At 73.3% G+C, this 23490-nt stretch carries 25 protein-coding genes; 9 read left to right on the forward strand and 16 right to left on the reverse strand.

The window, feature by feature from the left end; all coding sequences use genetic code 11:
- Nucleotides 1–44: 44 nt before the first annotated feature.
- Both BX285_RS03930 and dacB read right to left on the reverse strand, forming a co-directional pair.
- Entirely contained in the window at nucleotides 45–1217 is a 1173-nt protein-coding gene (locus tag BX285_RS03930) for a zinc-dependent metalloprotease (protein ID WP_097236687.1), read from the reverse strand.
- A 74-nt stretch (nucleotides 1218–1291) separates the two neighbouring features.
- On the reverse strand, nucleotides 1292–2923 hold the full coding sequence (gene dacB / locus BX285_RS03935; protein WP_183106997.1) for a D-alanyl-D-alanine carboxypeptidase/D-alanyl-D-alanine-endopeptidase: 1632 nt from the start codon (nucleotides 2921–2923) through the stop codon (nucleotides 1292–1294).
- A 76-nt stretch (nucleotides 2924–2999) separates the two neighbouring features.
- Here dacB and BX285_RS03940 point away from each other — a divergent pair, with 76 nt between their 5' ends.
- Both BX285_RS03940 and BX285_RS03945 read left to right on the forward strand, forming a co-directional pair.
- Nucleotides 3000–3491 (forward strand): inorganic diphosphatase, encoded by a 492-nt coding sequence (locus BX285_RS03940; protein WP_030059594.1) that lies wholly within the window; start codon nucleotides 3000–3002, stop codon nucleotides 3489–3491.
- Nucleotides 3492–3709: 218 nt separating this feature from the next.
- Nucleotides 3710–4378 carry a heme oxygenase (biliverdin-producing) gene (locus BX285_RS03945; protein WP_121174476.1) on the forward strand — a complete coding sequence of 223 codons (669 nt, stop codon included), beginning with the start codon at nucleotides 3710–3712 and terminating at the stop codon, nucleotides 4376–4378.
- Between the two features lie 80 nt (nucleotides 4379–4458).
- Here the strand turns inward: BX285_RS03945 and BX285_RS03950 are convergent, their stop codons facing one another.
- The 3 genes from BX285_RS03950 to BX285_RS03960 all read right to left on the reverse strand — a co-directional run bounded on the left by BX285_RS03950 (nucleotide 4459) and on the right by BX285_RS03960 (nucleotide 6529).
- Nucleotides 4459–4668, reverse strand: a complete 210-nt coding sequence (locus tag BX285_RS03950; RefSeq protein ID WP_097236690.1) for a dodecin — start codon at nucleotides 4666–4668, stop codon at nucleotides 4459–4461.
- 206 nt (nucleotides 4669–4874) lie between these two features.
- The gene (locus BX285_RS03955; RefSeq protein WP_097236691.1) at nucleotides 4875–5834 is read right to left on the reverse strand and encodes an asparaginase; all 960 of its coding nucleotides are present in this window, start codon (nucleotides 5832–5834) and stop codon (nucleotides 4875–4877) included.
- Nucleotides 5835–5908: 74 nt separating this feature from the next.
- Nucleotides 5909–6529 carry an ABC transporter substrate-binding protein gene (locus tag BX285_RS03960; protein WP_259470424.1) on the reverse strand — a complete coding sequence of 207 codons (621 nt, stop codon included), beginning with the start codon at nucleotides 6527–6529 and terminating at the stop codon, nucleotides 5909–5911.
- A gap of 546 nt (nucleotides 6530–7075) precedes the next feature.
- Here BX285_RS03960 and dtd point away from each other — a divergent pair.
- Nucleotides 7076–7516 (forward strand): D-aminoacyl-tRNA deacylase, encoded by a 441-nt coding sequence (gene dtd, locus BX285_RS03965; protein ID WP_121174477.1) that lies wholly within the window; start codon nucleotides 7076–7078, stop codon nucleotides 7514–7516.
- A gap of 44 nt (nucleotides 7517–7560) precedes the next feature.
- Here dtd and BX285_RS03970 read toward each other — a convergent pair whose 3' ends face one another.
- From BX285_RS03970 to BX285_RS03980, 3 genes are all read right to left on the reverse strand, one after another.
- Nucleotides 7561–8523, reverse strand: a complete 963-nt coding sequence (locus BX285_RS03970) for a folate-binding protein YgfZ (RefSeq protein WP_121177217.1) — start codon at nucleotides 8521–8523, stop codon at nucleotides 7561–7563.
- Between the two features lie 19 nt (nucleotides 8524–8542).
- On the reverse strand, nucleotides 8543–9025 hold the full coding sequence (locus BX285_RS03975) for a Fur family transcriptional regulator (RefSeq protein WP_257032465.1): 483 nt from the start codon (nucleotides 9023–9025) through the stop codon (nucleotides 8543–8545).
- An 86-nt stretch (nucleotides 9026–9111) separates the two neighbouring features.
- Nucleotides 9112–9696, reverse strand: coding sequence for an FABP family protein (locus BX285_RS03980; protein ID WP_097236694.1), 585 nt, complete (start codon nucleotides 9694–9696; stop codon nucleotides 9112–9114).
- Between the two features lie 348 nt (nucleotides 9697–10044).
- Here BX285_RS03980 and BX285_RS03985 point away from each other — a divergent pair, with 348 nt between their 5' ends.
- Nucleotides 10045–10407: a DsrE family protein gene (locus BX285_RS03985; protein WP_030059603.1), complete on the forward strand. Its 363-nt coding sequence runs from the start codon at nucleotides 10045–10047 to the stop codon at nucleotides 10405–10407.
- Nucleotides 10408–10414: 7 nt separating this feature from the next.
- On the opposite strand, the gene BX285_RS03990 is transcribed toward BX285_RS03985, so the two are convergent.
- The 7 genes from BX285_RS03990 to BX285_RS04015 form a co-directional block, all read right to left on the reverse strand.
- A complete protein-coding gene (locus BX285_RS03990) occupies nucleotides 10415–10690 on the reverse strand; it encodes a DUF3099 domain-containing protein (RefSeq protein WP_097236695.1) in 276 nt (91 codons plus the stop codon).
- 81 nt (nucleotides 10691–10771) lie between these two features.
- Nucleotides 10772–11062: a DUF1416 domain-containing protein gene (locus BX285_RS03995; protein ID WP_030059605.1), complete on the reverse strand. Its 291-nt coding sequence runs from the start codon at nucleotides 11060–11062 to the stop codon at nucleotides 10772–10774.
- A gap of 40 nt (nucleotides 11063–11102) precedes the next feature.
- On the reverse strand, nucleotides 11103–11939 hold the full coding sequence (locus BX285_RS04000) for a sulfurtransferase (RefSeq protein WP_121177220.1): 837 nt from the start codon (nucleotides 11937–11939) through the stop codon (nucleotides 11103–11105).
- Nucleotides 11940–12171: 232 nt separating this feature from the next.
- Nucleotides 12172–12252 carry an Ms5788A family Cys-rich leader peptide gene (locus BX285_RS39445; RefSeq protein WP_350517234.1) on the reverse strand — a complete coding sequence of 27 codons (81 nt, stop codon included), beginning with the start codon at nucleotides 12250–12252 and terminating at the stop codon, nucleotides 12172–12174.
- 283 nt (nucleotides 12253–12535) lie between these two features.
- Complete coding sequence (locus BX285_RS04005) at nucleotides 12536–13270, reverse strand: DUF2993 domain-containing protein (protein ID WP_097236696.1); 735 nt, start codon at nucleotides 13268–13270, stop codon at nucleotides 12536–12538.
- A gap of 158 nt (nucleotides 13271–13428) precedes the next feature.
- A complete protein-coding gene (locus BX285_RS04010; RefSeq protein WP_121174478.1) occupies nucleotides 13429–14802 on the reverse strand; it encodes a hypothetical protein in 1374 nt (457 codons plus the stop codon).
- Nucleotides 14803–14807: 5 nt separating this feature from the next.
- On the reverse strand, nucleotides 14808–15101 hold the full coding sequence (locus tag BX285_RS04015; RefSeq protein WP_121174479.1) for a MoaD/ThiS family protein: 294 nt from the start codon (nucleotides 15099–15101) through the stop codon (nucleotides 14808–14810).
- A gap of 682 nt (nucleotides 15102–15783) precedes the next feature.
- Here BX285_RS04015 and BX285_RS04020 point away from each other — a divergent pair.
- The 5 genes from BX285_RS04020 to BX285_RS04040 all read left to right on the forward strand — a co-directional run bounded on the left by BX285_RS04020 (nucleotide 15784) and on the right by BX285_RS04040 (nucleotide 21401).
- Nucleotides 15784–16515, forward strand: a complete 732-nt coding sequence (locus BX285_RS04020; protein WP_097236699.1) for a response regulator transcription factor — start codon at nucleotides 15784–15786, stop codon at nucleotides 16513–16515.
- A 135-nt stretch (nucleotides 16516–16650) separates the two neighbouring features.
- Nucleotides 16651–17709 (forward strand): LacI family DNA-binding transcriptional regulator, encoded by a 1059-nt coding sequence (locus tag BX285_RS04025; protein WP_097236700.1) that lies wholly within the window; start codon nucleotides 16651–16653, stop codon nucleotides 17707–17709.
- A 186-nt stretch (nucleotides 17710–17895) separates the two neighbouring features.
- Nucleotides 17896–19044: a S1C family serine protease gene (locus tag BX285_RS04030; RefSeq protein ID WP_310794177.1), complete on the forward strand. Its 1149-nt coding sequence runs from the start codon at nucleotides 17896–17898 to the stop codon at nucleotides 19042–19044.
- Between the two features lie 105 nt (nucleotides 19045–19149).
- The gene (locus tag BX285_RS04035; protein WP_097236701.1) at nucleotides 19150–19920 is read left to right on the forward strand and encodes a response regulator transcription factor; all 771 of its coding nucleotides are present in this window, start codon (nucleotides 19150–19152) and stop codon (nucleotides 19918–19920) included.
- Nucleotides 19917–21401 carry a HAMP domain-containing sensor histidine kinase gene (locus BX285_RS04040; protein ID WP_257032466.1) on the forward strand — a complete coding sequence of 495 codons (1485 nt, stop codon included), beginning with the start codon at nucleotides 19917–19919 and terminating at the stop codon, nucleotides 21399–21401. The genes BX285_RS04035 and BX285_RS04040 overlap by 4 nt, the downstream gene beginning before the upstream one ends.
- Nucleotides 21402–21508: 107 nt before the next feature.
- On the opposite strand, the gene BX285_RS04045 is transcribed toward BX285_RS04040, so the two are convergent.
- On the reverse strand, nucleotides 21509–23302 hold the full coding sequence (locus tag BX285_RS04045; protein WP_121174480.1) for a bifunctional UDP-sugar hydrolase/5'-nucleotidase: 1794 nt from the start codon (nucleotides 23300–23302) through the stop codon (nucleotides 21509–21511).
- Between the last annotated feature and the right edge of the window lie 188 nt (nucleotides 23303–23490).

The following is a 23490-nucleotide window of genomic DNA, read 5'->3' on the forward strand; positions in this document are numbered from 1 at the left end:
GCGCGGCGGCGGCCCGGTCGGCCCACCCGGGAGGCTCGGGGCGCTCAGCGGGCCACCCGGGCCACCCAGGCGGCCGGGTCGTGGATCTCGTCCTTGGTCGGCAGCGTGTTCGGGGAGGTCCACACCCGGTTGAACCCCTCCATGCCGACCCGCTCCACCACGCCGCGCACGAACACCGCGCCGTCCTGGTACTGGCGCAGCTTGGCGTCCATGCCCAGCAGCCGGCGCAGCAGCAGGTCCAGCCGGTTCGCGCCGCGGTCCCGGCGCTGCTGGAACTTCTCCCGGATCTCCGCGACGGTCGGCACGACGGCCGGGCCGACACCGTCCATCACCACGTCCGCGTGGCCCTCCAGCAGCGACATCACTGCCGTCAGCCGGCCGAGGATCTCGCGCTGGGCCGGCGACTGGACGATCTCCAGCAGGTTCGAGGAGGAGGCGCCCTCCCGGCCGCCGACGCCCGGCAGGCCGCCGAGCGAACCCGCCGCGTCCCGCAGGCGGTCCAGCAGGGCGCCCGGCTCGACGTCCGTCTCGGCGAGGAAGGACTGCACCTCGGACTGGATGTGGTCGCGCAGCCACGGCACCGCGGTGAACTGCGTCCGGTGCGTCTCCTCATGCAGGCAGACCCAGAGCCGGAAGTCGGACGGGTCGACGTCCAGCTCCCGCTCGACGTGCACGATGTTCGGCGCCACCAGCAGCAGCCGGCCGGGACCGGGGCCGTCCGGACCCAGCCGCGGCTTGTCGAACAGGGCCGCCGGGGAGTCCGGGGCCTCCAGCGGGGGCTCCGCCGGGGCGAAGGTCTCGTACTGGCCCAGCACCTTGGTCGCCAGGAAGGCCAGCAGCGCCCCGACCTCGATGCCGGTGGCCTTCTCCCCCACGGTGCCGAGCATCCCGGCCGTCGCGCTGTTCGCCCGCCGCGCCTGGAGCTTCTCCACCAGCGGCTGGACCACCGTACGGAAGCCCGCCACGTTGGCCCGCACCCACCCCGGGCGGTCCACCACCAGCACCGGCGTCGCCGTGGCCTGGGCCAGGCTCGACGACCGCATGCCGGTGAACGCCCGTACGTGCTCCTCCGCCTCCAGGGCGTGCCGGCGCAGCTCGGCGACCACCGCCGCCGCCTCCGCCCGGCTCACCTCGGGCCCCGGCCGAACCAGCCTGGTCGCAGTCGCGACCGCGAGGTTCCAGTCGACCATGTCAGCACCGCCACTCGCGCTCGTCATGCCCTCACCGTACGTGCTCCCCACCGCCTGCGGGAGCCACCCGCGGCGAACGCCTGCCGCGGGGATCCCCGGTGTCAGTGGCAGCCGCAGGCGGCGAGGTGGGCGGCGACGCGGTCCATGGCGGCGCGGGTGGCGTCGACGGAGGCCGTGGCCGGGGTGCGGGTCATGACGGCGAAGGCGAGCAGGCGGCCGTCGGCGTCGACGACGGTGCCGGCCAGGGTGTTGACGGCGCTGAGGGTGCCGGTCTTGGCGCGGATCAGGCCGGCCGCGTCGGCGGCGCCCGATCCGGAGCCGTACCGCTTGCCGAGGGTGCCGGTGAAGCCCGCGACCGGGAGGCCGGTGAGCACCGGGCGCAGGGCCGGGTGTTGCTCGGAGGCGGCCAGCGAGAGCAGCCGGACCAGGACCGCGGGCGGGATCGCGTTGTTCGGGTTCAGGCCGCTGCCGTCGTTGAGGGTCACGTTCGCCATCGGCACGCCCAGCCTGGTGAGCTCCTGGGTGACGGCGGTGACCGCCCCCTCGAAGCCGGCCGGCTGGTGGGCGGCGAGGGCGGCCTGACGGGCGATCGCCTCGGCGAGCTGGTTGTCGGAGGTGGTCAGCAGGCGCTCGACCAGCCGGTCGACGGTGGGCGACGCGACCCGGCCGAGGACTGGCGCGTCGGCCGCGGCCGGCACGACGGCGGGCTTGGCCCTGCCCTCCACGGTGATGCCGCGGAGCTTGAGCGCGGCGGCGAAGGCCTCGGCGGCCGCGCCGGCCGGGTCGGCGACCCGGGCCGGCGCGTCCTCCCGGCTCTTCGGGTCCGCCTTGGCCTCGTCCACCATCAGCGGGACGACCAGGGCGATGTTCTGCGCGTCGTGGTTCTTGTGCTGCGGGTTGCCGGAGTACAGGGACAGGTCGTAGTCCAGCCGGACCGTGCCGGTGCCGGCCGCGGTCAGCGCGGCGGCGGTCTGCCGGGCGAGCTCGTCCAGCGAGGCGGGGGCGGTGTCGGCGTCGACCGGCTGCCCGCCGATCTGCACCTGGTCGGCGGGCAGTGCGGTGAGCGTCGGGTCGCCGCCGCCGACCAGGGTGATCGTGCCCGGCTCCGCGCCGCGGACCACCCTGGTGGTCAACCGGGTGTCGCCGGGGATCAGGGACAGCGCCGCGATCGAGGTGGCCAGCTTGGTGGTGGAGGCGGGGGTGGCCGCGGTGTTCTCCGCGGAGCCGTAGAGGAGCCGGCCGTCCGCGGCGTCCGCGACGGCGAGGCCGACGTCGCCGAGGTTGCGGTCGGCGAGGGCGGCGGCGAGCGCCTGCTGGAGGCCCGGCGCGGTGGGCACGGCCGCCTCCGGGCCCGCCGCGGCCAGCACGACGGCCGGTGCGGGGGCCGGGCGGGCGGCGGACGGGTCGCCGCCGGTGGCCGGCGCGGAGGAGGACCCGGCGGGCGGCGCGGCCCGGCGGGTCGCGGTGGCGGCGCCGGTGGTGGCGCTCGGGCTCGGGCCGGCCGGGGGCTTGGCGCCGCCCTTGCCGTGGTCGCCCTTGCGGCCGTCGCGGTCGCCCTGGCCGTCGTGGCCCTCGTCCTCGCCGGGCCCGGCGCTGTGCCCGCCCGGCGGCGGGGAGGGCTGCGCGTACGCACCACCCGGGGTCAGGACCGTACTCGCGACGAGCAGCGCTGCCCCGACCAGGCCCGCGGCCGTCCCCCTGCGGCGGCGCGCCGTCCCTCCCCCTGCTCCCACCGACCGGCCCCTTTCCCGAGCACTCACTCCCGTAGGAGACACTTGGATTCTGTCAGTCCCTACCTTGGAGGAACCGTTGGAGTTCGACGTCCTTATCGAAATCCCGAAGGGCTCTCGTAACAAGTACGAGGTCGACCACGAGACCGGCCGCCTGCGGCTCGACCGGATGCTCTTCACCTCGACCCGCTACCCGGCCGACTACGGCTACGTCGAGGGCACGCTCGGCGAGGACGGCGACCCGCTGGACGCCCTGGTCATCCTGGACGAGCCGACCTTCCCGGGTTGCCTCATCAAGTGCCGCGCCATCGGCATGTTCCACATGACCGACGAGGCCGGCGGCGACGACAAGCTGCTCTGCGTCCCGGCGACGGACCCGCGCTGGGAGCACCTGCGCGACATCCACCACGTGTCGGAGTTCGACCGCCTGGAGATCCAGCACTTCTTCGAGGTCTACAAGGACCTGGAGCCGGGCAAGTCCGTCGAGGGCGCCAACTGGGTCGGCCGCGCCGAGGCCGAGGCCGAGGTCACCGCTTCGATCAAGCGTCTGGCGGAGCAGGGCGGCCACTGAGCCGTCGTTCCGATCTCGTTCGATCAGGTTGGTTCGAGGTAGGTCGGGACAGCCTGGGGCCGGGGTTCGCGGATTCGTCCGCGGGCCCCGGCCTTCGCCGTTCCCGGAGCGGATCGCGGGCCGGGTGTGGGACGGTTTACCGACAGCCTGTCGGCAAAAGGTGAACTCAGGTTAGGCTAACCAGAATTGCCGGTCCGGTTCCGATCCCTGGAGGCCGCATGCCCACGCCCGAGCCCGTCCCGTTCTCCACCGTGCTCCGCACCGCCAGCAGCGAGGAGCACGAGGCCGCCGAGCACTCCTCGTTCATGAGCCACCTGCTGAACGGACGGCTCGGCGTCGAGGCCTACGCCGACCTCACCGGCCAACTCTGGTTCGTCTACCGCGCCCTGGAGAGCCGGGCCGACCAGCTCGCCGAACACCCGCTGGCCGGCCCCTTCGTCGACCGGGCGCTGCTGCGCACCCCCGCCATCGAGCGCGACCTGGCCCATCTGTGCGGGCCCGACTGGCGCACCGGACTGACGCCGCTGCCCGCCACCGCCGCGTACGTCGCGCGGGTCCAGGAGCTGGCCGAGCGGTGGCCGGCCGGGTACATCGCCCACCACTACACCCGCTACCTGGGCGACCTGTCGGGCGGTCAGATCATCCGCGGCATCGCCGAGAGGACCTGGGGCTTCGAGCGCAAGGGCGACGGCGTGCGGTTCTACGTCTTCGAGGAGGTCGACAACCCGGCCGCCTTCAAGCGCGAGTACCGGGCCAAGCTGGACGCGGCCGGGGCGGCGATGGACGAGGTCGAGCGGCGCCGGGTGGTCGAGGAGTGCAAGCGGGCCTTCGTGCTCAACGGGGCGGTCTTCCGCGACCTGGACGCCCGGTACCCGCTGAGCGCGTAGCCGTGGCTTCACGGCGGCGGCACGGCGTCGGCCCCGGTGGGCGGTTGCCCGCCGGGGCCGCCCGGTGCTGCGGAGCGCGGTCAGTCCTCCAGCCGGAAGCCGACCTTGATGCAGACCTGGAAGTGCTTGATCCGGCCGTCCTCCAGATGGCCCCGGACCTGCGACACCTCGAACCAGTCGAGGTTGCGCAGCGTCCGGGCGGCCCGCTCCACCCCGTTGCGGATCGCGGCGTCGACGCTCTCGGTCGAGGACCCGACGATCTCGGTCACCCGGTACACATGGTCGGTCATGGCGGACTCCCTCAGCTCTGCGACGGCCCCCGGTCCACCGTGCACCGGCCCCGCGCCGCCCGCACCCCGACGGGCTCCTCCCGGGAGTCCGCACCGGCCCCGCGCCGCCCGCACCCCGACGGGCTCCTCCCGGGAGTCCGCACCGGCCTGGAGGCCCCTGGAGACCCGGGAGGCCCCCGGAAAGCCCTGGAGGCCCCCGACAGCCGCTAGAAGGCCGCCCGCACCTGCCCGACCGGCGCGCCGCCGCCGAGCAGCGGGGCCGCGCCGATCCGCTCGACGGTCTCGTCCGCCCCGGTCACCCCGAGCCGGCGCAGCGCGGCGGCCAGCACCGGGCCGCGCGCCCGCTCGCCACCGTCGTCGATCTTGAAGGCGAGCGCCCGGCCGTCCGGCAGCGCCACCACCTGGACGGCCTCGGCCCCCATCTTGGACAGCGCGCCGGGGACGGCCCGCATCAGCCAGGTGTCGGCCCGGCGGGTGCCGGCCACGAACTCGGGGTGGGTGCGCATCGCGTCGGCGACCAGGCGCGGCGCGGTGCCCTCGGCGGCCAGCACCAGGCTGCGGTAGCCGCGGGCCAGGCCGGTCAGCGTGACGGCCAGCAGCGGCGCGCCGCAGCCGTCCACCCCGGCGTGCCCGGGGGTCTCGCCGGTGCCCTCCTCCAGGGCCTCCCGGGCGAGCTGCTGGATCGGGTGGGCCGGGTCGAGGTAGCTCGCGGTGTCCCAGCCGTTGGCCACGCAGGCGGCCAGCCAGCCGGCGTGCTTGCCGGAGCAGTCCATCAGGATCGGGGCGCGGCGGCCGCCGGCGGAGAGCAGCAGCTCCGCCTCGGTCTCGTCCAGCGGCAGGTCGGCCGGGGTGCGCAGGGCCGTCTCGTCGAGCCCGGCGGAGCCGAGGATGCTCCGCACACCAGTGAGGTGAAACGATTCTGCGGAGTGGCTGGAGGCCGCCAGCGCCAGCAGCTCGCCCTCGATCGCCAGCCCGGCCCGCAGCGTGGCCACCGCCTGGAACGGCTTGGCCGTCGACCGCGGGAAGACCGGCGCGTCCGGGTCGCCGAGCGCGAACTCGACCGAGCCGTCGGCGGCGAGCAGCACCAGGGAGCCGTGGTGACGGCCCTCGACGAAGCCGGAGCGTATGACCTCGGCGAGAACGTGCGCGGTGGCGAGCTGGGACATCGGGGGAGAGCCTTCCGGGGCGAGGGTGGGCCGGGAGAGCACCGGGCCTCACCCGCCCGCAGCGACTCACCCGGTCAGAGCGGCCCCCCTGCGAGCAGGTCGTCGACCCGTGCTTCCCCATCACGGTACCTGCGGGTGATCTCGGCATTGCAACCGTCGGCCGTGCGAAGCAGCCGCTGGCGACGTCCGGACACCTCCCGCTCGTGCGCCCGCAGCCGCTCCAGGGCGGCCAGCAGCTCCTCGGCCGGGTGCGCGGCCAGGTCGGCGAGCTGAACGTCGCCCATCAGCGCGTCCGCCTCCAGCTGGGACTCCTGGGTGCGCGGCGGACGGAGAGTGACGTGCCGGGCCGAGCGCCGCACGGTGGAGGGCGCGTCGGTCAGGATGGCCGGCAGCCGGTCCAGCAGGTCGCCGGGGACCGGCTCGGGGCCGGGCGCACCGGCCGTACGGACCGGGCCCCCGCCGGGCCGCCGGTCGAGCTCGGCGCGCAGGATGTCCATCCGCCCGTGCAGCAGCCGCCGCAGGTACGACAGGTCGGCCTCCTGTTCCAGGGTCTCCCGGCGCAGCACCCGCAGCTGGTCCAGGCCCAGCCGCTCCAGATCGGGCTCGTCCGGCGCGCCGGCCGCCGGCCCGCTCGGGCCCCCGGGGGCCTGCGCCACCTGTCCGGACCGGTCCCGCGCCGCGCTGCTCGCGTCCATCACCCAACCACCTGCCGTCGTCCGATCCCGCCCGCTCGCGGCACCCCGTCCCTGCCGCCGGTCCGACCCGTCCCCCGACGGGTCCGGTGTCCCGTCCGTCGGCACGCCCGGGAGCCCCCCGGCGGTTCCCGCCCCCGGCCGCGACCACCCGCCGGGGCGACACCGCCAGAACGCCTGACCCACCGGCTCGACCGCCCGGCCGAACCCCGGGCCCGGCGCGGCGGACCTCATGGCGCCCCGGACCCTTCGTACGGTCCCCCAGCGTGCCACCCCGCCCGGCGCGCGCGCACTGCCCGTGCACCCGAACGGCCCCCTGGCGAACGGGGGTGGCTGATATGACCAGTGCTTTCTGCAGGAAGAGTGGCGCCCGAACCTGCGCAGGCGCGCACATCACGGCGTGCGCCACCGTTGTGCGCGCCCCGCGCGTGCGCCTGGGGACGACCCCTGTGACGCATGTGGGGGACGCGGCAGCACCGGCCGCCTCCTCCCCACCACGGCCCTCGGGGCCCCTCCGGCGGGCGTACGGAGCTCCGGCACAATGACGGCATGCGAGCAGTGGTGCAGCGAGTGACCGAGGCCCGGGTGACCGTGGCCGGTGAGACCGTCGGCGCGATCGAGGGGCCCGGACTCTGCGTCCTGGTCGGTGTCACCCACGACGACACCCCGGCCAAGGCCGCCCAACTGGCCTGCAAGCTCTGGACCTTGCGACTGCTGCCCGCGAACGCCGAAGGGGTCGAGCAGAGTTGCTCGGACCTCGGCGCCCCGCTGCTGGTGATCAGCCAGTTCACGCTCTACGGCGACGCCCGCAAGGGCCGTCGGCCCACCTGGAACGCCGCCGCCCCCGGGCCGGTCGCCGAGCCGCTGGTGGACGAGGTGGTCGCCCAGCTGCGCGCGCTGGGCGCCAAGGTGGAGACGGGCCGGTTCGGCGCCGACATGCAGGTGGCGCTGGTGAACGACGGCCCGTTCACCGTCCTCGTCGAGGTCTGAGCCGGGAGCTGCGGCCGGGACCGGACCGGCTGCGGCCGGACCGGCTACTGCGGGACGATCACGTCCTGGGTGCCCGGCACCGTCCCGGCCAGCAGCACCGCGTCCACCGGGACGTTCCGCTTGACGATCGCCAGCGCGATCGGCCCCAGCTCGTGGTGCCGGGCCGAGGAGGTCACGAAGCCCAGCGCCCGCCCGTCCGGGTCACCGGCCAGCCGTACCTCGGTGCCGTGCGGGGGCAGCGTCTCCTCGGTGCCGTCCAGGTGCAGGAAGACCAGCCGGCGCGGCGGCCGGCCCAGGTTGTGCACCCGGGCGACGGTCTCCTGCCCGCGGTAGCAGCCCTTCTGCAGGTGGACGGCGGTGCGCAGCCAGTCCACCTCGTGCGGGATGGTCCGGTGGTCGGTCTCGAAGCCGAGCCGGGGCCGGTGGTCCTCGATCCGCAGCGCCTCGTAGGCCCAGATCCCGGCCGCCGGGCCGTACCCGGCGGTGAGCTTCTCCAGCTCACCGCGCGGCACGAACAGGTCGCGCCCGTAAGGGAGTTCGCGGACGGCGGCGGCGCCGTCGAGGGAGGCGGTGGAGCCGGCCGGCAGGTGCACCACGGCGTAGTCGGCGGTCGCGTCGGCGACCTCCACCCGGTAGAAGAACTTCATGCTCTCCAGGTAGGCCACCAGCGCGCCCTGGGTGCCCGGCTCGACGTGCGCCCAGGTGGTGGTGCCGTCGTCCACCAGGTAGAGCGCGTGCTCGACGTGCCCGTTCGGGGAGAGCACCAGCGCCTCGACGGCCTGCTGCGGCGGGAGTTCGCTGACGTGCTGGGTGACCAGCAGGTGCAGCCAGGAGAGCCGGTCCGGGCCGGTGACGGTGACCACCCCGCGGTGCGACTGGTCGACGAAGCCGGCGCCCTGCGAGAGGCGGCGTTGCTCGCGGAAGAGGTCGCCGTAGTGGGCGGCGACGCCCTCGTCGGCGCCCTCGGCGGGGACGGCTCCGGGCAGGGCAAGCAGCGGACTCTTCACACCGGTCATACCGGCCAGCTTACGGCCGGCCCCCGGCGAGCTTGGCGGTGCAGTCGGCGCAGCGGCCGAAGATGGCGAAATGCTTGAGGTCGGTGTCGAAGCCGTGCTGGGCGCGCAGGCTGTCGATCAGCGGCTGGGCGATCTCGGTGCCCGTCTCGGTGACCTTCTCGCAGTCCCGGCAGACCAGGTGCAGGTGGTGGTGGCGGCCGGCCAGGTGGTAGGTCGGGGCGCCGTGGCCGAGGTGGGCGTGCGAGACCAGGCCCAGCTCCTCCAGCAGCTCCAGGGTCCGGTAGACGGTGGAGATGTTGACGCCGCTGGCGGTCTGCCGGACGTGGCAGAGGATCTCGTCGGGGGTGGCGTGGTCGAGGACGTCGACGGCCTCCAGCACCAGCTGCCGCTGCGGGGTGAGGCGGTAGCCGCGCTCGCGCAGGTCGGCCTTCCAGTCGCCGGAGAGCTGCCAGTCGGTGGTGCCGGTGTCCGCCACGGTTGCTGTCCCTGCCAAGTCGGGGGTCCTGAGGCAAGTGTAGGGACCGGCCGGGGGCCGGTCCCTACCTCTGCACGAACCGTGCTGGTTACGTGCTGCGCCGGTTACTTGAAGAAGGCGATGCCGTCGTCCGGCAGGTCGTTGATGTCCTTGATCAGCTGGGCCGGGCTGAGCACCTTCTTCAGCTGCGCGGACATGTACGGGCGCAGCGGCACGTTCGGGGCGGCCTTCTCGCCGACCCAGAGCAGCTCGCTGTTGACGAAGCCGTACAGCCGCTTGCCGCCCGAGTACTCCGGGGAGCCCTCGATCCGGGCCACCGCGTCGGTGGAGACGTCGATCTGGGGCTTGCCGTCGGCCAGCTCGCCGTACCAGATCTCGACCGTGCCGTCGTCGCGGACGGAGGAGATCTCGATCCCCCGGGCGCCGGTGGTCCCGTCGTGGTTGCTCGTGATCCGCCAGAACGCGTGCTCGTTCTCCAGCGGGCGGATCTTCTCGCCCGCCTCGTCCAGCACCCAGGTGCGGGAGCGGAACTCCAGGAAGGGACGGCCGTCGTGGCGGATCACGATCTCCTGGCCGAAGTTGCACTTCTCCGCGCCGGGGAAGTCGTAGACGCCCGCGCCCTCCCAGGTGCCGAGGAGGAAGGCGAGGGGGACGACGTCCTTGTGGAGGTCAGAGGGGATCTCGATCATGTTCCTGGTCGCTGTCGTCGTCGGTTCGGGATGCCTCAACCGTACGGCAGGCTCAGCGCTGGCCCTGGTACAGCTTCATCACCGAGAAGATGGCGAACCAGGTGATCAGCACGGCCATCAGGGCCAGCAGACCATCGAAGAACCATTCGAGACCGGTCACGGGGGACTCCCAGGCGGAGAGAGAGTGGTGGATTTTGCTCGCGCTCACTCTATCCGGCGTGTTACCGCCGGTCGCGGTGAGCCCCACCACGTCGGGTTTCGCGCCGGAGTCGGGGCGCCGTCCAAGGTTTGCCCACGGGATTCAGTGATGACGGCGGACGGGGGTGGCGGGACCTCTAAGGTGGCGCCATGTCGAAGAAGCTCGTCATCAAGGTCACTGCCGGGGCGGACGCGCCGGAGCGGTGCTCGCAGGCGTTCACGGTGGCGGCGGTGGCCGTCGCCAGCGGGATCGAGGTCTCGCTCTGGCTGACCGGGGAGTCCTCCTGGTTCGCGCTGCCGGGCCGGGCGGCGGAGTTCGAACTGCCGCACGCGGCGCCGCTGCCGGACCTGCTGGAGTCGATCCTGGCGGCCGGCTCGGTGACGCTGTGCACCCAGTGCGCGGCCCGGCGCGGGATCGAGCAGAAGGACACCGTCGAGGGCGTCCGGATCGCGGGCGCCCAGGTCTTCGTCAGCGAGATCATGGCGGACGGCGTCCAGGCGCTCGTGTACTAGGTGCGCCCTAGCGGTCACGCTGCTCGTGGTCGGGGAGGTCCCGGTCGTGGCCGGGCTCGTCCCACTTCGGGTCGTCCCAGCGCGGGTCGTTCCACCAGTCGTCGTCCGGGTCCCGCTTGTTGGCGAACACCGCGGCGGCCGGCGGGATGACCATCGCGACCACGCACATGCCGATCGCCGCGCCGACCGAGAAGAACCGCACCACGCCCCAGGCCAGGACGAACAGGCCCAGGCACACGCCCATCATGGCGAAGTAGTAGCGCCGCCGCCGTCTTGCCTGCACCCCTCCACGGTACGGCCGAGGGCCCCTGCTCGGCAGGGGCCCTCGGCTCGTCGCGTCACCGCGTGGACGTCGTCGTGCCGCTCAGACCGCGATCGCGACCTCGACGGCGGTGCCCTGGGAGGCCACCACCTGGCGGTCCACGGTCTGGCCCGGCACCAGCGCGCGCAGGGTCCACTTGCCCGGGCGGGCGAAGAACCGGAACTGGCCGGTCGCCGAGGTGGGCACCTCGGCCGTGAACTCGCCGCCCTCGTCGAGCAGACGGACGTAGCCGTTGACCGGCTCACCGTCGCGGGTCACCGAACCCTGGATGATCGTCTCGTTCGCCACGTCAACTCCTGCCAGGTCCGGGCCGCCGGCCTTCGCACCGCACATGTCTGTACTTCCCTTCTGACTTACGGGTCGAGCCGGGGGCTCAGTTGCTGCCGAGCTCGATCGGCACGCCGACCAGGCTGCCGTACTCGGTCCACGAGCCGTCGTAGTTCTTGACGTTCTCCTGGCCGAGCAGCTCGTGCAGCACGAACCAGGTGAGCGCGGAGCGCTCGCCGATGCGGCAGTAGGCGATGGTGTCCTTCGCCAGGTCGATGCCCTCGGCCTCGTAGAGCGACTTGAGCTCGTCGTCGCTCTTGAAGGTGCCGTCGTCGTTGGCGTTCTTGGCCCACGGGATGTTGCGGGCGCTCGGCACGTGGCCGGGGCGCTGCGACTGCTCCTGCGGGAGGTGCGCCGGGGCGAGCAGCTTGCCCGAGAACTCGTCGGGCGAGCGGACGTCGACCAGGTTGAGGTTGCCGATGGCGGCGATCACGTCGTCGCGGAAGGCGCGGATCGAGGAGTCGGCGGCCTGCGCCTTGTACTCGGTGGCGGGGCGGGCCGGCACCTCGGCGACCAGGTCGCGGGAGTCCAGCTCCCACTTCTTGCGGCCGCCGTCCAGCAGGCGGACGTCGCCGTGGCCGTACAGCTTGAAGTACCAGTAGGCGTACGAGGCGAACCAGTTGTTGTTGCCGCCGTACAGGACGACGGTGTCGTCGTTGGCGATGCCCTTGGCGCTGAGCAGCGCCTCGAAGCCGGCCTGGTCGATGAAGTCACGGCGGACCGGGTCCTGGAGGTCCTGCTTCCAGTCGATCCGGACGGCGTTGCGGATGTGGTTCTTCTCGTACGCGGTGGTGTCCTCGTCGACCTCGACGATGACGACCTTCGGGTCGTCCAGGTGGGCCTGGACCCAGTCGGCGTCGACCAGGACGTCGCTGCGGCTCATGGTGGTGTTCTCCATCCGAGGGCGGTTTGCGGAAGGTGCTGCTCAGGAGGTGCTGCAGGGGTGCCGGGCGGGTGCGGTCCGAATGCCCGTCCGAATGATGGGACGGAGCGGGTGGACCGGTGCGGCCGGGCAGGGAACTGCGGAGTACGTCGGCGCCAACCCGCGAGTACTGCCGGGAACGGTCACCGGAGAGATCGGCGGCGGGTGTCAACTACCCCGCCGGAACGCCGAGTCAGCGCATTCGACACAGACAGGCGGCCACGCGGCACAGGTCTACCGCCCGCCGCTTCGTGAGGTCCGTCTGTCGCTTCATGCCGACGATGCTAGGGACACCGGCGGCCCGCTGTCATCAGCGTATCGAATAATGAGACCAAATCGACCGTATCGCGGGATTTGGCCTGAACCCGACCCGCCGGACCCGCCCGGGCGGCCGTCCGGTGCTGCGGCAGGGGCGGAAACGACACCGCTCCGCGGTCGGCGCTGGAACAGCGCGTCTCGCGGAGCGGAACGATTCGGCAGATGTCGGCGGCAGAGCCCGGCGGCGAGGCCCGGCGGCCGGGCCCGGTGGTCGGACCGGCAGTGCCCGGTGGCGGGGCTCAGCCCAGGAGCTTGACGCCCTTGCCGTCGAAGGTCAGCTGCAGCCCCTCCGGCAGCGGCGTCACCCCGTCCTTGTCGCCGTCCTTGGCGGCCAGCTTCAGCCCGGCCGGCAGCGTGTCGAGGGTGAAGCTCATCGGCTCGATCTGCTGGTTGGTGATCCCGGCGACCATCCCGGCCAGCGAGCTCAGCCGGAAGCCGTCCACGGTGACGGTGTTCCCGTCGTTGTGCACGGTGCCCTCGCCGATCGCGATCGGCCCCAGCGAGGCCTTGACCTTGCCCGGCCCGCCGTACGCCAGGTTCAGCCGGGTGCTGCTGCCCACCGGCAGCTTGGCCCCGTGCAGCAGCTGGGAGGCGGGCGGCAGCAGCTGCGCGAGGTCCGGGTAGGAGATCACCCCGCTGCCGGTGCCGCTGTCCACCGTGGCGCTGCTCATGCTGTCGCTCACCGCGACGCCGGAGAGCTTGGCCTTGAACGAGTGCAGCGCCACCTGGTGGCTGCTGTCACCGACGGTCAGGCCGTCGGCGGAGATCCGGACGTCGTCCAGCTTCATCGACAGCACCTGGGTGAGGAACGGGAAGCCCTCGATCGACACGTCCGGCCGCTGGCTCATCCGGCCGCTCTTCACGATCCGGTCGGCGGCCTCGTCCTCGGCCACGCCGACCGCGATCCGGTCGGCACCCACCAGGAGGCCGCCGAGCACCGCCAGGCTGATCGTGGCCTTCAGCCATCCGCGCATCGTGTCCCCCGTCGTCGCCGTTCGCCGTAGTCGGTCGGTCGCTGTGGTCGTCGGTCGCTGTAGTCGTCGGTCGCTGTGCTCGACCGTACGACGTCCCGCCCCGGAGCATGGTTCCGGGGCGGGACGTCGGCGGGAAGCGGCCCCGACGGGGGCGGGGGTCAGGCCAGCAGGTCGGTGGCCATCCAGATCAGCGGCGCGGCCACCGCGAGCGGAAGCGCCACGCCCGCCGTCATGTGCACGAACCGGGACGGGAAGTCGTACGCCGCGACCCTTCGGCCGACCAGCGCGCCCAGCCCGGCGAGCGCACCCAGCGCGAGCGGCGCGCCGACCAACAGCCCCAGCGCCACGGCCGCCGCCAGGCCCAGGACCGGGCCCAGCTGCTTCGGCCCGGGCAGCGGAGCCGCCGCCAGCACGGTGGCCAGCGCGACCGCGCCCACCCCGGCCGGCACCCACTCCGCCAGCAGCAGCGTGGTGCACAGCGCCGTCACCACGGTCGCCGAACCCAGCACGGTCAGCGCGTAGAACCGCTCCTTCGGATCCGACGGACGGAACGTCTGCAGCACCAGGACCAGCAGGAAGAACCCGCCCAGCGTCCCCACGACGGCGGCCACACCGCCGTCGGAGTCCGCCAGCAGCACCGCCGCGTCGGCGGTGAACCCGGACAGCGCGGCGAGCAGGATGCCCTGCCGGGCCGGCCACATGCCGTTCAGCCGGAACCACCCGGCCGCCGTCAGCAGCTGCAGCACCGCCACCACCAGGGCCAGCGCCACCTGCCCGAGCGCGGCGCCGCCGGCCAGCAGCGCGGCCGCGCCGGCCGTGATCAGGGCCGGCTGCAGGCCCGGGTCGATGATCGGTGAACCGGTCCGGCCGCGCGGACCGGCCGGCGGAACGGGCTGCGCCGGCGGTACGGGCTGCGCCGGGACCACCCCGAACGGCGGCACGCCGGGGGCGCCCACCGGGCCGGGGGCGGCCGGACGCTTGAGCGTCATGGTCGGCGAGTCGAAAGCCTCCGCCGACTGCGGCGCAGCGGCGGGCTGCGGCGCCGGGGCCGCGTGCCGGGCCCGCGGCTGCTGCGGGGCTTGCTGCGGCGCCTGCTGCTCGGACGGCCGCGGAGCCTGGGCCTGGTGCTGCTGGCGGTGCTGGTGCTGCTGCTGCACCGGAGCCGGAGCCGGCCCGGAGTGCCGCGGCGGCCCGGCGGGCGGCGCGACCGGCATCGCGCCGGAGACCACCACCGGCGGCAGCAGCGTGGTCGCGGGCCCGTCCTCGAACGCGGGCACCGGCGGCAGCAACGTCGTGGCGGGGCCGTCGTCGAACGCCGGCACCGGCGGCATCAGCGTGGTCGCCGCCGCGTCGTCCACCGGGTAGCCGTACGGCGCCGCCGGGTGCCCCGGCTGCTGCGGGTGCTGCGGGTACTGCGCGTGCTGCGGCGCCTGCGGCTGATGAGACTGCTGCGGCTGATGCGGTGCCTGTGGCTGCTGCGCCGGCCACTCGCCGTAGCCGCCGCCCTGGTTCGGGTTGTTCATGTCCGTCACGCCGCTCACCCTCCCGCGAACGGCGGGAGGACCTCGACCGTCCCGCCCTCGGTCAGGGCGACGGTCGCTTGGTCCCGGCCGCCCACCTGGGCGCCGTCGACCAGGTACGAGCAGTGCCCGAGCAACTGGACGAGCTTGGGCCGGTCGGCGTGCCGCTCCTTGGCCGCCGTCAGCGCCTCCGCCAGGGTCGCCGCCTCGTACGGCTCCTCGGCCAGCCCGGCCTCGGACTTCGCCGCCGCCCAGTAGCGGATCGTCCCGCGCACCCGGGCGCCGCTCGCGGGCTCGGTGGTCGCACCCATGGGGCCACCCCTTCTCGTCGTCCTCGCCCGGCCCCGGTGCCCCGGTCCGGCTCGCCGCCGACGGCCGCCCGACCACCCGAACGATGGACCCGCGCAACGCCGCCGACGTGCGTCCCATGATGGCGTGTCCGCCGCCACGACCGGCAATCGGCCCGGCCCGACCGGTGCGCGGCGGCGCCCGACGCTGTGTCCAGACTCACCCGGCGCACGCCCGAAATGGGGGAACCGCCTGATTCGGGCACTCCCGGTGCGCGAGGAGGTCGGCTATCCTCGACCACCAAGAGGGATCCGGGCAGAGTCGCCCCCGGGTCCTTTTGTGCTTTCAGGACGCCAGTACGGACGTTCGTGCGATTCGTCGGCCCACCCCCGGCGTACCGCGGGAACCGCCCCGCTCGACGCGGCACAACGACGTGCCCCGGCCGGCCGGGGTGTCGCCACCGGCACCGGGCCGCCACCCGGCATCGGGCCAGACCGGAGGGTTCACGGTGATGAACAGGGCAGAAACGGTGCGCCAGGGGTTGCGGGACCCCCGGCGGGTCCGCCGTCGCGCCCTGCGCGCCGTCCGCTCCCTCGGTACGCCCCGGGCGCCCGTCCGCCTCTCCTCCCCCTCAGCACGTGCGCCATCCGGCTGTGGCGGCAGCCGTAACGCGACCGCGACGACCCGGAAAGGGGACCACCGGGTATGAGTTCTCTCCTCCTGCTCACCAACGCGCTGCAACCGTCGGCCGAGGTACTGCCCGCCCTCGGACTGCTGCTGCACAACGTCCGGGTGGCCCCCGCCGAGGGCTCGGCCCTGGTGGACACCCCCAGCGCCGACGTCATCCTGGTCGACGGCCGGCGCGATCTGCCGCAGATCCGCAGCCTCTGCCAGCTGCTGCGCTCCACCGGCATCGGCTGCCCGCTGATCCTGGTGGTCACCGAGGGCGGCCTGGCCGCCGTCACCGCCGAGTGGGGCATCGACGACGTCCTGCTGGACACCGCCGGCCCGGCCGAGGTCGAGGCCCGGCTGCGGCTGGCGCTGGGCCGCCTCCAGGTCGTCACCGACGACAGCCCGATGGAGATCCGCAACGGCGACCTCTCCGTCGACGAGGCCACCTACTCCGCGAAGCTCAAGGGCCGGGCGCTCGACCTCACCTTCAAGGAGTTCGAGCTGCTCAAGTACCTCGCCCAGCACCCCGGCCGGGTCTTCACCCGGGCGCAGCTGCTGCAGGAGGTCTGGGGCTACGACTACTTCGGCGGCACCCGCACGGTGGACGTGCACGTCCGGCGGCTGCGCGCCAAGCTCGGCGTGGAGCACGAACAGCTGATCGGCACCGTGCGCAACGTCGGCTACCGCTTCGTCGTCCCGGAGAAGCCCGAGAAGGGCGAGCGCCCGGAGCTCGCCCAGCGGCCCGCCAGCCCCCTGGAAGCCTGACCGACGAGCCGGGCCGGCCGGGCGGGCCGTCCCCCGCCCGGCTTGTCCGGTTCATCCCGGAGTCACCCGCCGTCCACCGGGCCGCGGCCCCAGCTCCCACTGCCGCCCCGAAGGCCACACGCGTAGACTCCACCCGTGGCCAAAGTGACGCGCGACGATGTAGCCCGACTGGCTGGGACCTCGACCGCGGTCGTCAGCTATGTCATCAACAACGGGCCGCGCCCGGTCGCGCCCGCGACCAAGGAGAAGGTCCTCGCAGCGATCGAGCAGCTCGGCTACCGGCCGAACAGCGTCGCCCAGGCGATGGCCTCCCGCCGGACCAACCTGATCGGCATGGTCGTCCCGGACGCCCGCCAGCCCTTCTTCGCCGAGATGGCGCACGCCGTCGAACGAGCCGCCTCCGAGCGCGGAAAGCTCGTGCTGATCGGCAACTCCGACTACGTCGACGACCGCGAGGTCCACTACGTCCGCGCCTTCCTCGGGATGCGCGTCTCCGGCCTGATCCTGGTCAGCCAGGGCCCCTCACAGCGCGCCGCCGAGGAGTTCGCCGCGATGGAGGGGGCCAAGGTGGTGCTGCTGCACCGCCGTCCCGAGGCGATCGACGACGTCGCGGTGGTCACCGACGACGTGGGCGGCGCCGAGGCCGTCGTGCGCCACCTGCTGGAAGTGCACGGGCACCCGTACGTGGCCTGCTTCGGCGGCCCGGTCGAGTCCCCCGCCCCCGGCGACCCGGTCATCGACCACGTCGAGGGCTGGCAGCGCGCCATGGACGCGCACGGCGTCCCCACCGAGCCGCACCTGATCGACGCGCCCTTCCACCGCTACGGCGCGTACGAGGTCGCGCTCGGCGTGCTGCGCTCGCCGGACCGGCCGCGGGCGATCTTCTGCTCCACCGACGACCAGGCCATCGGCGTGCTGCGGGCCGCCCGCGAGGTCGGCCTGCGCGTCCCCGAGGACCTCGCGGTGGCCGGCTTCGACGACGTCCCGGAGGCCGCGCTCGCCGACCCGCCGCTGACCACCGTCGCCTCCGACCGCGACGCGATGGCCCGGGCCGCCGTGGACCTGGTCCTGGACGATTCCCTGATGGTGCCCGGCTCGGACACCGAGCGGGTCCGCAAGTTCCCGTCCCGCCTGGTCATCCGCCGCTCCTGCGGCTGCGACGGGCCGCCGCCGGGCCGCTCCGGGGCGGAGTAGCACCCGGCCGGCCGCGGGCGGAGCGGATCCGCGGGCGGAGCGGATCGGCGGACGGAGCGGATCCGGAATCCCCGAGTCCGCTCCACCGGCCGCCTGACCAGGCTTTATGAGAACCCAACGGGCTTCTCTCCCCCTTCTGAGCCGGTTCTCATCCACTCCTCATCCACCGGGCGGAGCTTGGTCGGCATGAGCGAACAGCAGCAGCACCCCAACCAGCACGGCGATCACTACGGCCCGTACGAGCCCCGGGTCATTGAGGGCACCGTGCTCGGCCGCGGCACCGACGCCACCACCGGCCCGGCCGGGTACGCCTACCGCGAGGACCACTCCGCCGGCGGCTTCGACGGACCGCCCCCTCCCCCGCCCATGCCGCCCGAGCCGCCCACCCTCATCGGCCCCGGCTCCCCCGAGGGCCACGGCGGCCACGGCGGCCGGGCCCGGCGCGGCCTGCTGCGCGGCCGGCTCGCCCTGGTGACCGCCGTCGCCGCGATCGCCGCCGTGATCGGCGGGGTCACCGGCGGAGTGGTCGCCGCCGACCGGCAGTCCGGCGACACCCGGGTCGCCGCCGTCGCCAGCCCGGTCTCCGCCCGCAGCGACGGCAGTGCGAACGTGCCCGCCATCGCTGCCGCCGTCTCGCCCAGCGTCGTCCAGATCACCGTCAAGAACGGCAACGGCACCGCCACCGGAACGGGCGTCGTCCTCGACAAGGACGGCCGGATCCTCACCAACTACCACGTGATCGACACCGCGACCAAGGGCGGCCGGATCACCGTCACCTTCAAGGACGGCTCCACCGCCCAGGCCACCGTCACCGGCACCGACAAGGCCCTCGACGTCGCCGTGATCACCGCGACCGGCGCCCGCGACCTCACCCCCGCCGTCCTCGGCGACTCCTCCGCCGTGGCCGTCGGCGACCCGGTCGTCGCCATCGGCAACCCCGACGGCCTCACCGGCACCGTCACCTCCGGCATCATCAGCGCCGAGAACCGCGACGTCACCGTCCAGCTCGACGAGGGCACCACCAGCGGCAACGGCGGCTTCGGCTTCCCCACCCTGCCCGGCATGCGCGGCAGCACGCCCCAGTCGAACAGCGGCAGCACCACCACCTACAAGGCCTTCCAGACCGACGCCGCCCTCAACCCCGGCAACTCCGGCGGCCCGCTGATCAACGCCAACGGCCAGGTCATCGGCATCAACTCGGCCATGTACGCCCCGAACGGCACCAGCTCCACCGCCGGCGGCGGCACCGCCGGAAGCGTCGGCCTCGGATTCGCCATCCCGATCAACGACATCAAGCAGGTCCTGCCGAAGCTCGAAGCCGGCCAGAACCTCTAGAGCCCGCCTTCCGGGCCAAACCGCCCGGGCCACCAGCCGCACGACGGACAATTGCTCCCAGCAGACCCAGCAGGCCCTCCACCCGACGAGAAAGGGCACCCGCCCATGACCCCGTCCGCCGACGACCGCACCCCCGCCGAGCCCGGCCACCCCGCCGCCCGGCTCCTCGTGGTCGACGACGAACCCGCCCTCCGGGACGCCCTGGAGAGCAGCCTCGCCTTCGAGGGCTACGAGGTCGCCACCGCCACGGACGGCTACGAAGCACTGGAGTCCGTCGAACGCGACCGGCCCGACCTCGTCCTGCTGGACATCATGATGCCCCGGATGGACGGCCTCACCGCCGTCCGCCGGATGCGCTCGCGCGGCGACACCGTCCCGGTGCTGATGCTCACCGCCCGCGACGCCGTCGGCGACCGCGTCACCGGCCTCGACGTCGGCGCCGACGACTACCTCGCCAAGCCCTTCGAACTCGACGAACTGCTCGCCCGCGTCCGCGCCCTGCTGCGCCGCAACGCCCTCGCCGCCGAGGCCGCCGCCCGCGCCGCCGCCGAGGACGAGAGCGAGGTCCTCGCCTTCGCCGACCTGCGGATGAACACCGCCACCCGCGAGGTCACCCGGGCCGGCAAGCCGATCGAACTCACCCGCACCGAGTTCATGCTGCTGGAGATGTTCCTCGCCCACCCCCGCCAGGTCCTCACCCGCGAACAGATCCTGAAGGCGGTCTGGGGCTTCGACTTCGAGCCCTCCTCCAACTCCCTGGACGTGTACGTGATGTACCTGCGCCGCAAGACCGAACAGGGCGGCATGCCCCGCCTGATCCAGACCGTACGCGGCGTCGGGTACGCCCTGCGCCCGGCCGCCGGCGCCGGCGCGTGACCAGCGTCCCGCCCCCGCCGCTGGCCCCGCCCCGCACCCCCGGCCGCCGTCGGCGCCTCGTCCACTGGTTCCGCTCCCGCTCCCTGCGCAGCCGCCTCACCTTCCTGAGCGCGGCGGCGGTGGCGGTGGCCATCGCACTGTCGGCGCTGGCGTGCTGGTTCATCGTGGAGAAGCAGCTCTACAACCAGGTCCGGACGGACCTGGCGAACGCACCGCTGCCTCCCAGAGTGACTCTCAACATTCCCTGCCCGGCCACCCCGGAGGCGGCCCTCGCCGAAGCGCCCAGCAGCCAGGAGGCCAACGGGCCCGTCTCCAGGGACACGCAGTACGTTCTGACCAATCCCGTCCAGGTCTGTCTGCCACCGAATGCCACAAGAGCCATCGTGCTCAAGTCCGGCGACACCGACGCATTCCGCCTGAAGCCCGGACAATCGATCATCCGGGACGGCCAGTACACCAACGGGGATCCCGCGATCGTCCGGATCTCCACCGCACGCAGCTTCAATTTCGGGCCCGTCCTCGTGATGGTCGCGACCCCCACCCAGCCCGTCGAGGACTCCCTCCAAGGCCTCGCCATCCTCCTCGGCTCGGTTTCCGTCGGCGGCATCCTGCTCGCCGCCGTCGCCGGCCGCCTGGTCGCCCACTCCTCCCTCAAACCGGTGGACCAACTCACCGACGCCGTCGAGCACATCGCCCGCACCGAGGAGGTCGGCACCACCATCCCCGTCCACGGGGACGACGAGATCGCCCGGCTCTCCACCTCGTTCAACTCCATGAGCACCGCCCTCGCCAACTCGCGCGAGCGCCAGACCCGGCTGATCGCCGACGCCGGCCACGAGCTCCGCACCCCGCTCACCTCGCTGCGCACCAACGTCGACCTGCTGATCCGCAGCAACGACACCGGCCGCCCGCTGCCCGCCGCCACCAAGACCAAGCTGCTGGGCAACATGAAGGCGCAGATGCAGGAGCTCACCGTCCTGATCGGCGACCTGCTGCAGCTCTCCCGCCCGGACTCCCCCAAGACCGGACCGAACCTCGCCGTGGTCGCCCTGCACGAGATCGCCGGGCGGGCCGTGGAACGGGCGAAGCTGCGCGGCCCGGGGCTGGTCTTCGAGACGAGCACCGAGCCCTGGTACGTGCACGGCGACGCGGCCGGGCTGGAGCGGGCGGTGATCAACCTGCTGGACAACGCGGTCAAGTACAGCCCGCCCGGCGGCACCATCGACATCCGGCTGCGACAGGGCGTGCTGACCGTCCGCGATCACGGCCCCGGCATCCCGCCGGACGAACTGCAGTACGTCTTCGACCGGTTCTGGCGCTCGCCGTCCTCGCGGCAGCTGCCCGGCTCCGGCCTCGGGCTGTCGATCGTCGCACAGAGCGTCCGGGACGCGGGCGGGGAGGTCACCCTCGGCCCGGCCACGGACGGCGGTCCCGGCGCGCTGGCCACCGTCCGGCTGCCCGGCGGGCCCGCCCCGGAGTAATCCGCCCAGGAGCAGCCGGGACAGGGCACCGGAAGAAACGGGACGGGCGGGGCGCCCCGACAGCGCCCCGCCCGTCCCCGGGGCCCAGGGCCCCGTCCGGCGCACGGTCAGTCGATGTCGCTGCCCGGGCCGATGACCTTGATCCGGTCCTGCGCCGGGGCCTGCAGCGGCGCGCCCGCCGAGCTGTGGGCACCCAGGTAGGCGGTGAAGACGTCCAGGTCGGAGCCGCCGACGAGCTTGTCGGTGCCGGCCGCGAAGGCCGGGAAGCCGTCGCCGCCGCCGGCCAGGAACTCGTTGGCCGCGACGCGGTACTTGGCGGCCGGGTCGAGCGCCGCGCCGTTCAGCCGGATCGAGTCCACGAGCACCCGGTCCGCGCCGGTCTTGCGCATGTCCAGGGTGTAGTGCAGGTTCGACGACACCTGGAGGATCTTCGGCGCGGCGCCGTTGGGGCCGCTGACCTGCTGCTGGAGCAGCTGGACCAGCTGGGCCCCGGTCAGCGTCTTGACCTGCATCATGTTGGTGAACGGCTGGACGGTGAACGCCTCGCCGTAGGTCACCACTCCGTCGCCCTCGCTGCCGGAGGCCTTGTAGACCAGGTCGGAGCGGATGCCGCCCGGGTTCATGAAGGCGAGCTGCGCCCCGCCCTTGTCCGCCGGGGCCAGCCCCGCGAGCTGCGCGTCGGCGATCACGTCACCGAGCGGCTTCTCCAGGTCGCTGCTGCCGCGGCCGTTGATGTCCGAACCGATGTAGCCGATCGGGCGGTTGGCGATCGGGGCGGCCAGCTTCTGGTAGTGGTCGACCAGCGCCGTCATGTCGGGCGCCTTCTCGACCGTACGGCGCACCACGTGGTTCTCGGCCTTGACCGAGGGGCGGACGATCTCGCCGGTGGTCTTGTCCAGCTTCATGTCGATCTCGGTGAAGAGCCGGCCGAAGGAGGCGGCACTGGTCACCGAGCGCGGGACGCCGTTGGGGTCGGGGATGCTGCAGGCGTACGCGTTGTGGGTGTGGCCGGTGACGATGGCACCGACCGCCGGGTCGATCTTCTTCGCGATGTCGACGATCGGGCCGGAGATGCCCTGGCCGGCCGCGCCGCAGTCGTAGTTGTAGACGCTGGAGGCCGGGTAGCCGCCCTCGTGGATCAGCGCGACGATCGAGTTGACGCCCTTCGCCTTGAGCTCGGCGGCGTACTTGTTGATCGTGGTGACCTCGTTGGCGAACTTCAGGCCCTTGACGCCCTCGGCGGTCACGATGTTGGGCGTGCCCTCCAGGGTGACGCCGATGAAGCCGATCTTCACGCCCTGGGACTTGGTCACCCAGTACGGCGGCAGCAGGTTCTTGCCGGTCTTCTCGTCGGTGACGTTCGCCGACAGGTAGTTGAAGTTGGCGCCCTTGAAGGTGCGGCCGGGCTCGTAGCAGCCGTCGGTCGGGTGGCAGCCGCCCTCCTGCATCCGCAGCAGCTCCTGCGCGCCCTCGTCGAACTCGTGGTTGCCCACGGAGGTGACGTCCAGGCCGAGCTTGTCCATCGCCTCGATGGTCGGCTCGTCGTGGAACAGCGCCGAGGTCAGCGGGCTGGCACCGACGATGTCGCCGGCCGCGACGGTGATCGAGTCGTCGGCCGGGATCCGGGCCTTGCGCAGCTCGGTGGCCAGGTACTCGATGCCGCCGGCCGGGGTGGAGACCTCCTTGCCGGTGGCCGGGTCGATCTCCTTGACCGTGCCGGAAGAGCCGGCCGGGGGCTCCAGGTTGCCGTGGAAGTCGTTGATCGCCAGCAGCTGGAGGTTGACGGTCTTGTGACGCTTGGCGTCGGCGGCCTGGGCGGCCGTCGGCACGGCCACCGTGCCGAGCAGACCGGCGGCGGCGACGACGGCGAGCGCCGTCCGTCGGGATCTGACGGTGAGCATGAGAGGGGTCCCCTGCACCTCGGAGGAGCACCGGGCTGCGGACAGCATCGGCGTACGGGCATGTGTTGCGCCTGTGAAGCCTAGGGTCAACGCGCGTAGCTGTCAGGACGTCGAACGTAACGAGAGCATTACCTCCTGACGAACCATCGCCGTCCGCGGGGTGCGCAGACTGCGCAGACCCCCGCCTC

The organism is Streptomyces sp. 1114.5, from assembly GCF_003635085.1.
Lineage (GTDB): Bacteria > Actinomycetota > Actinomycetes > Streptomycetales > Streptomycetaceae > Kitasatospora.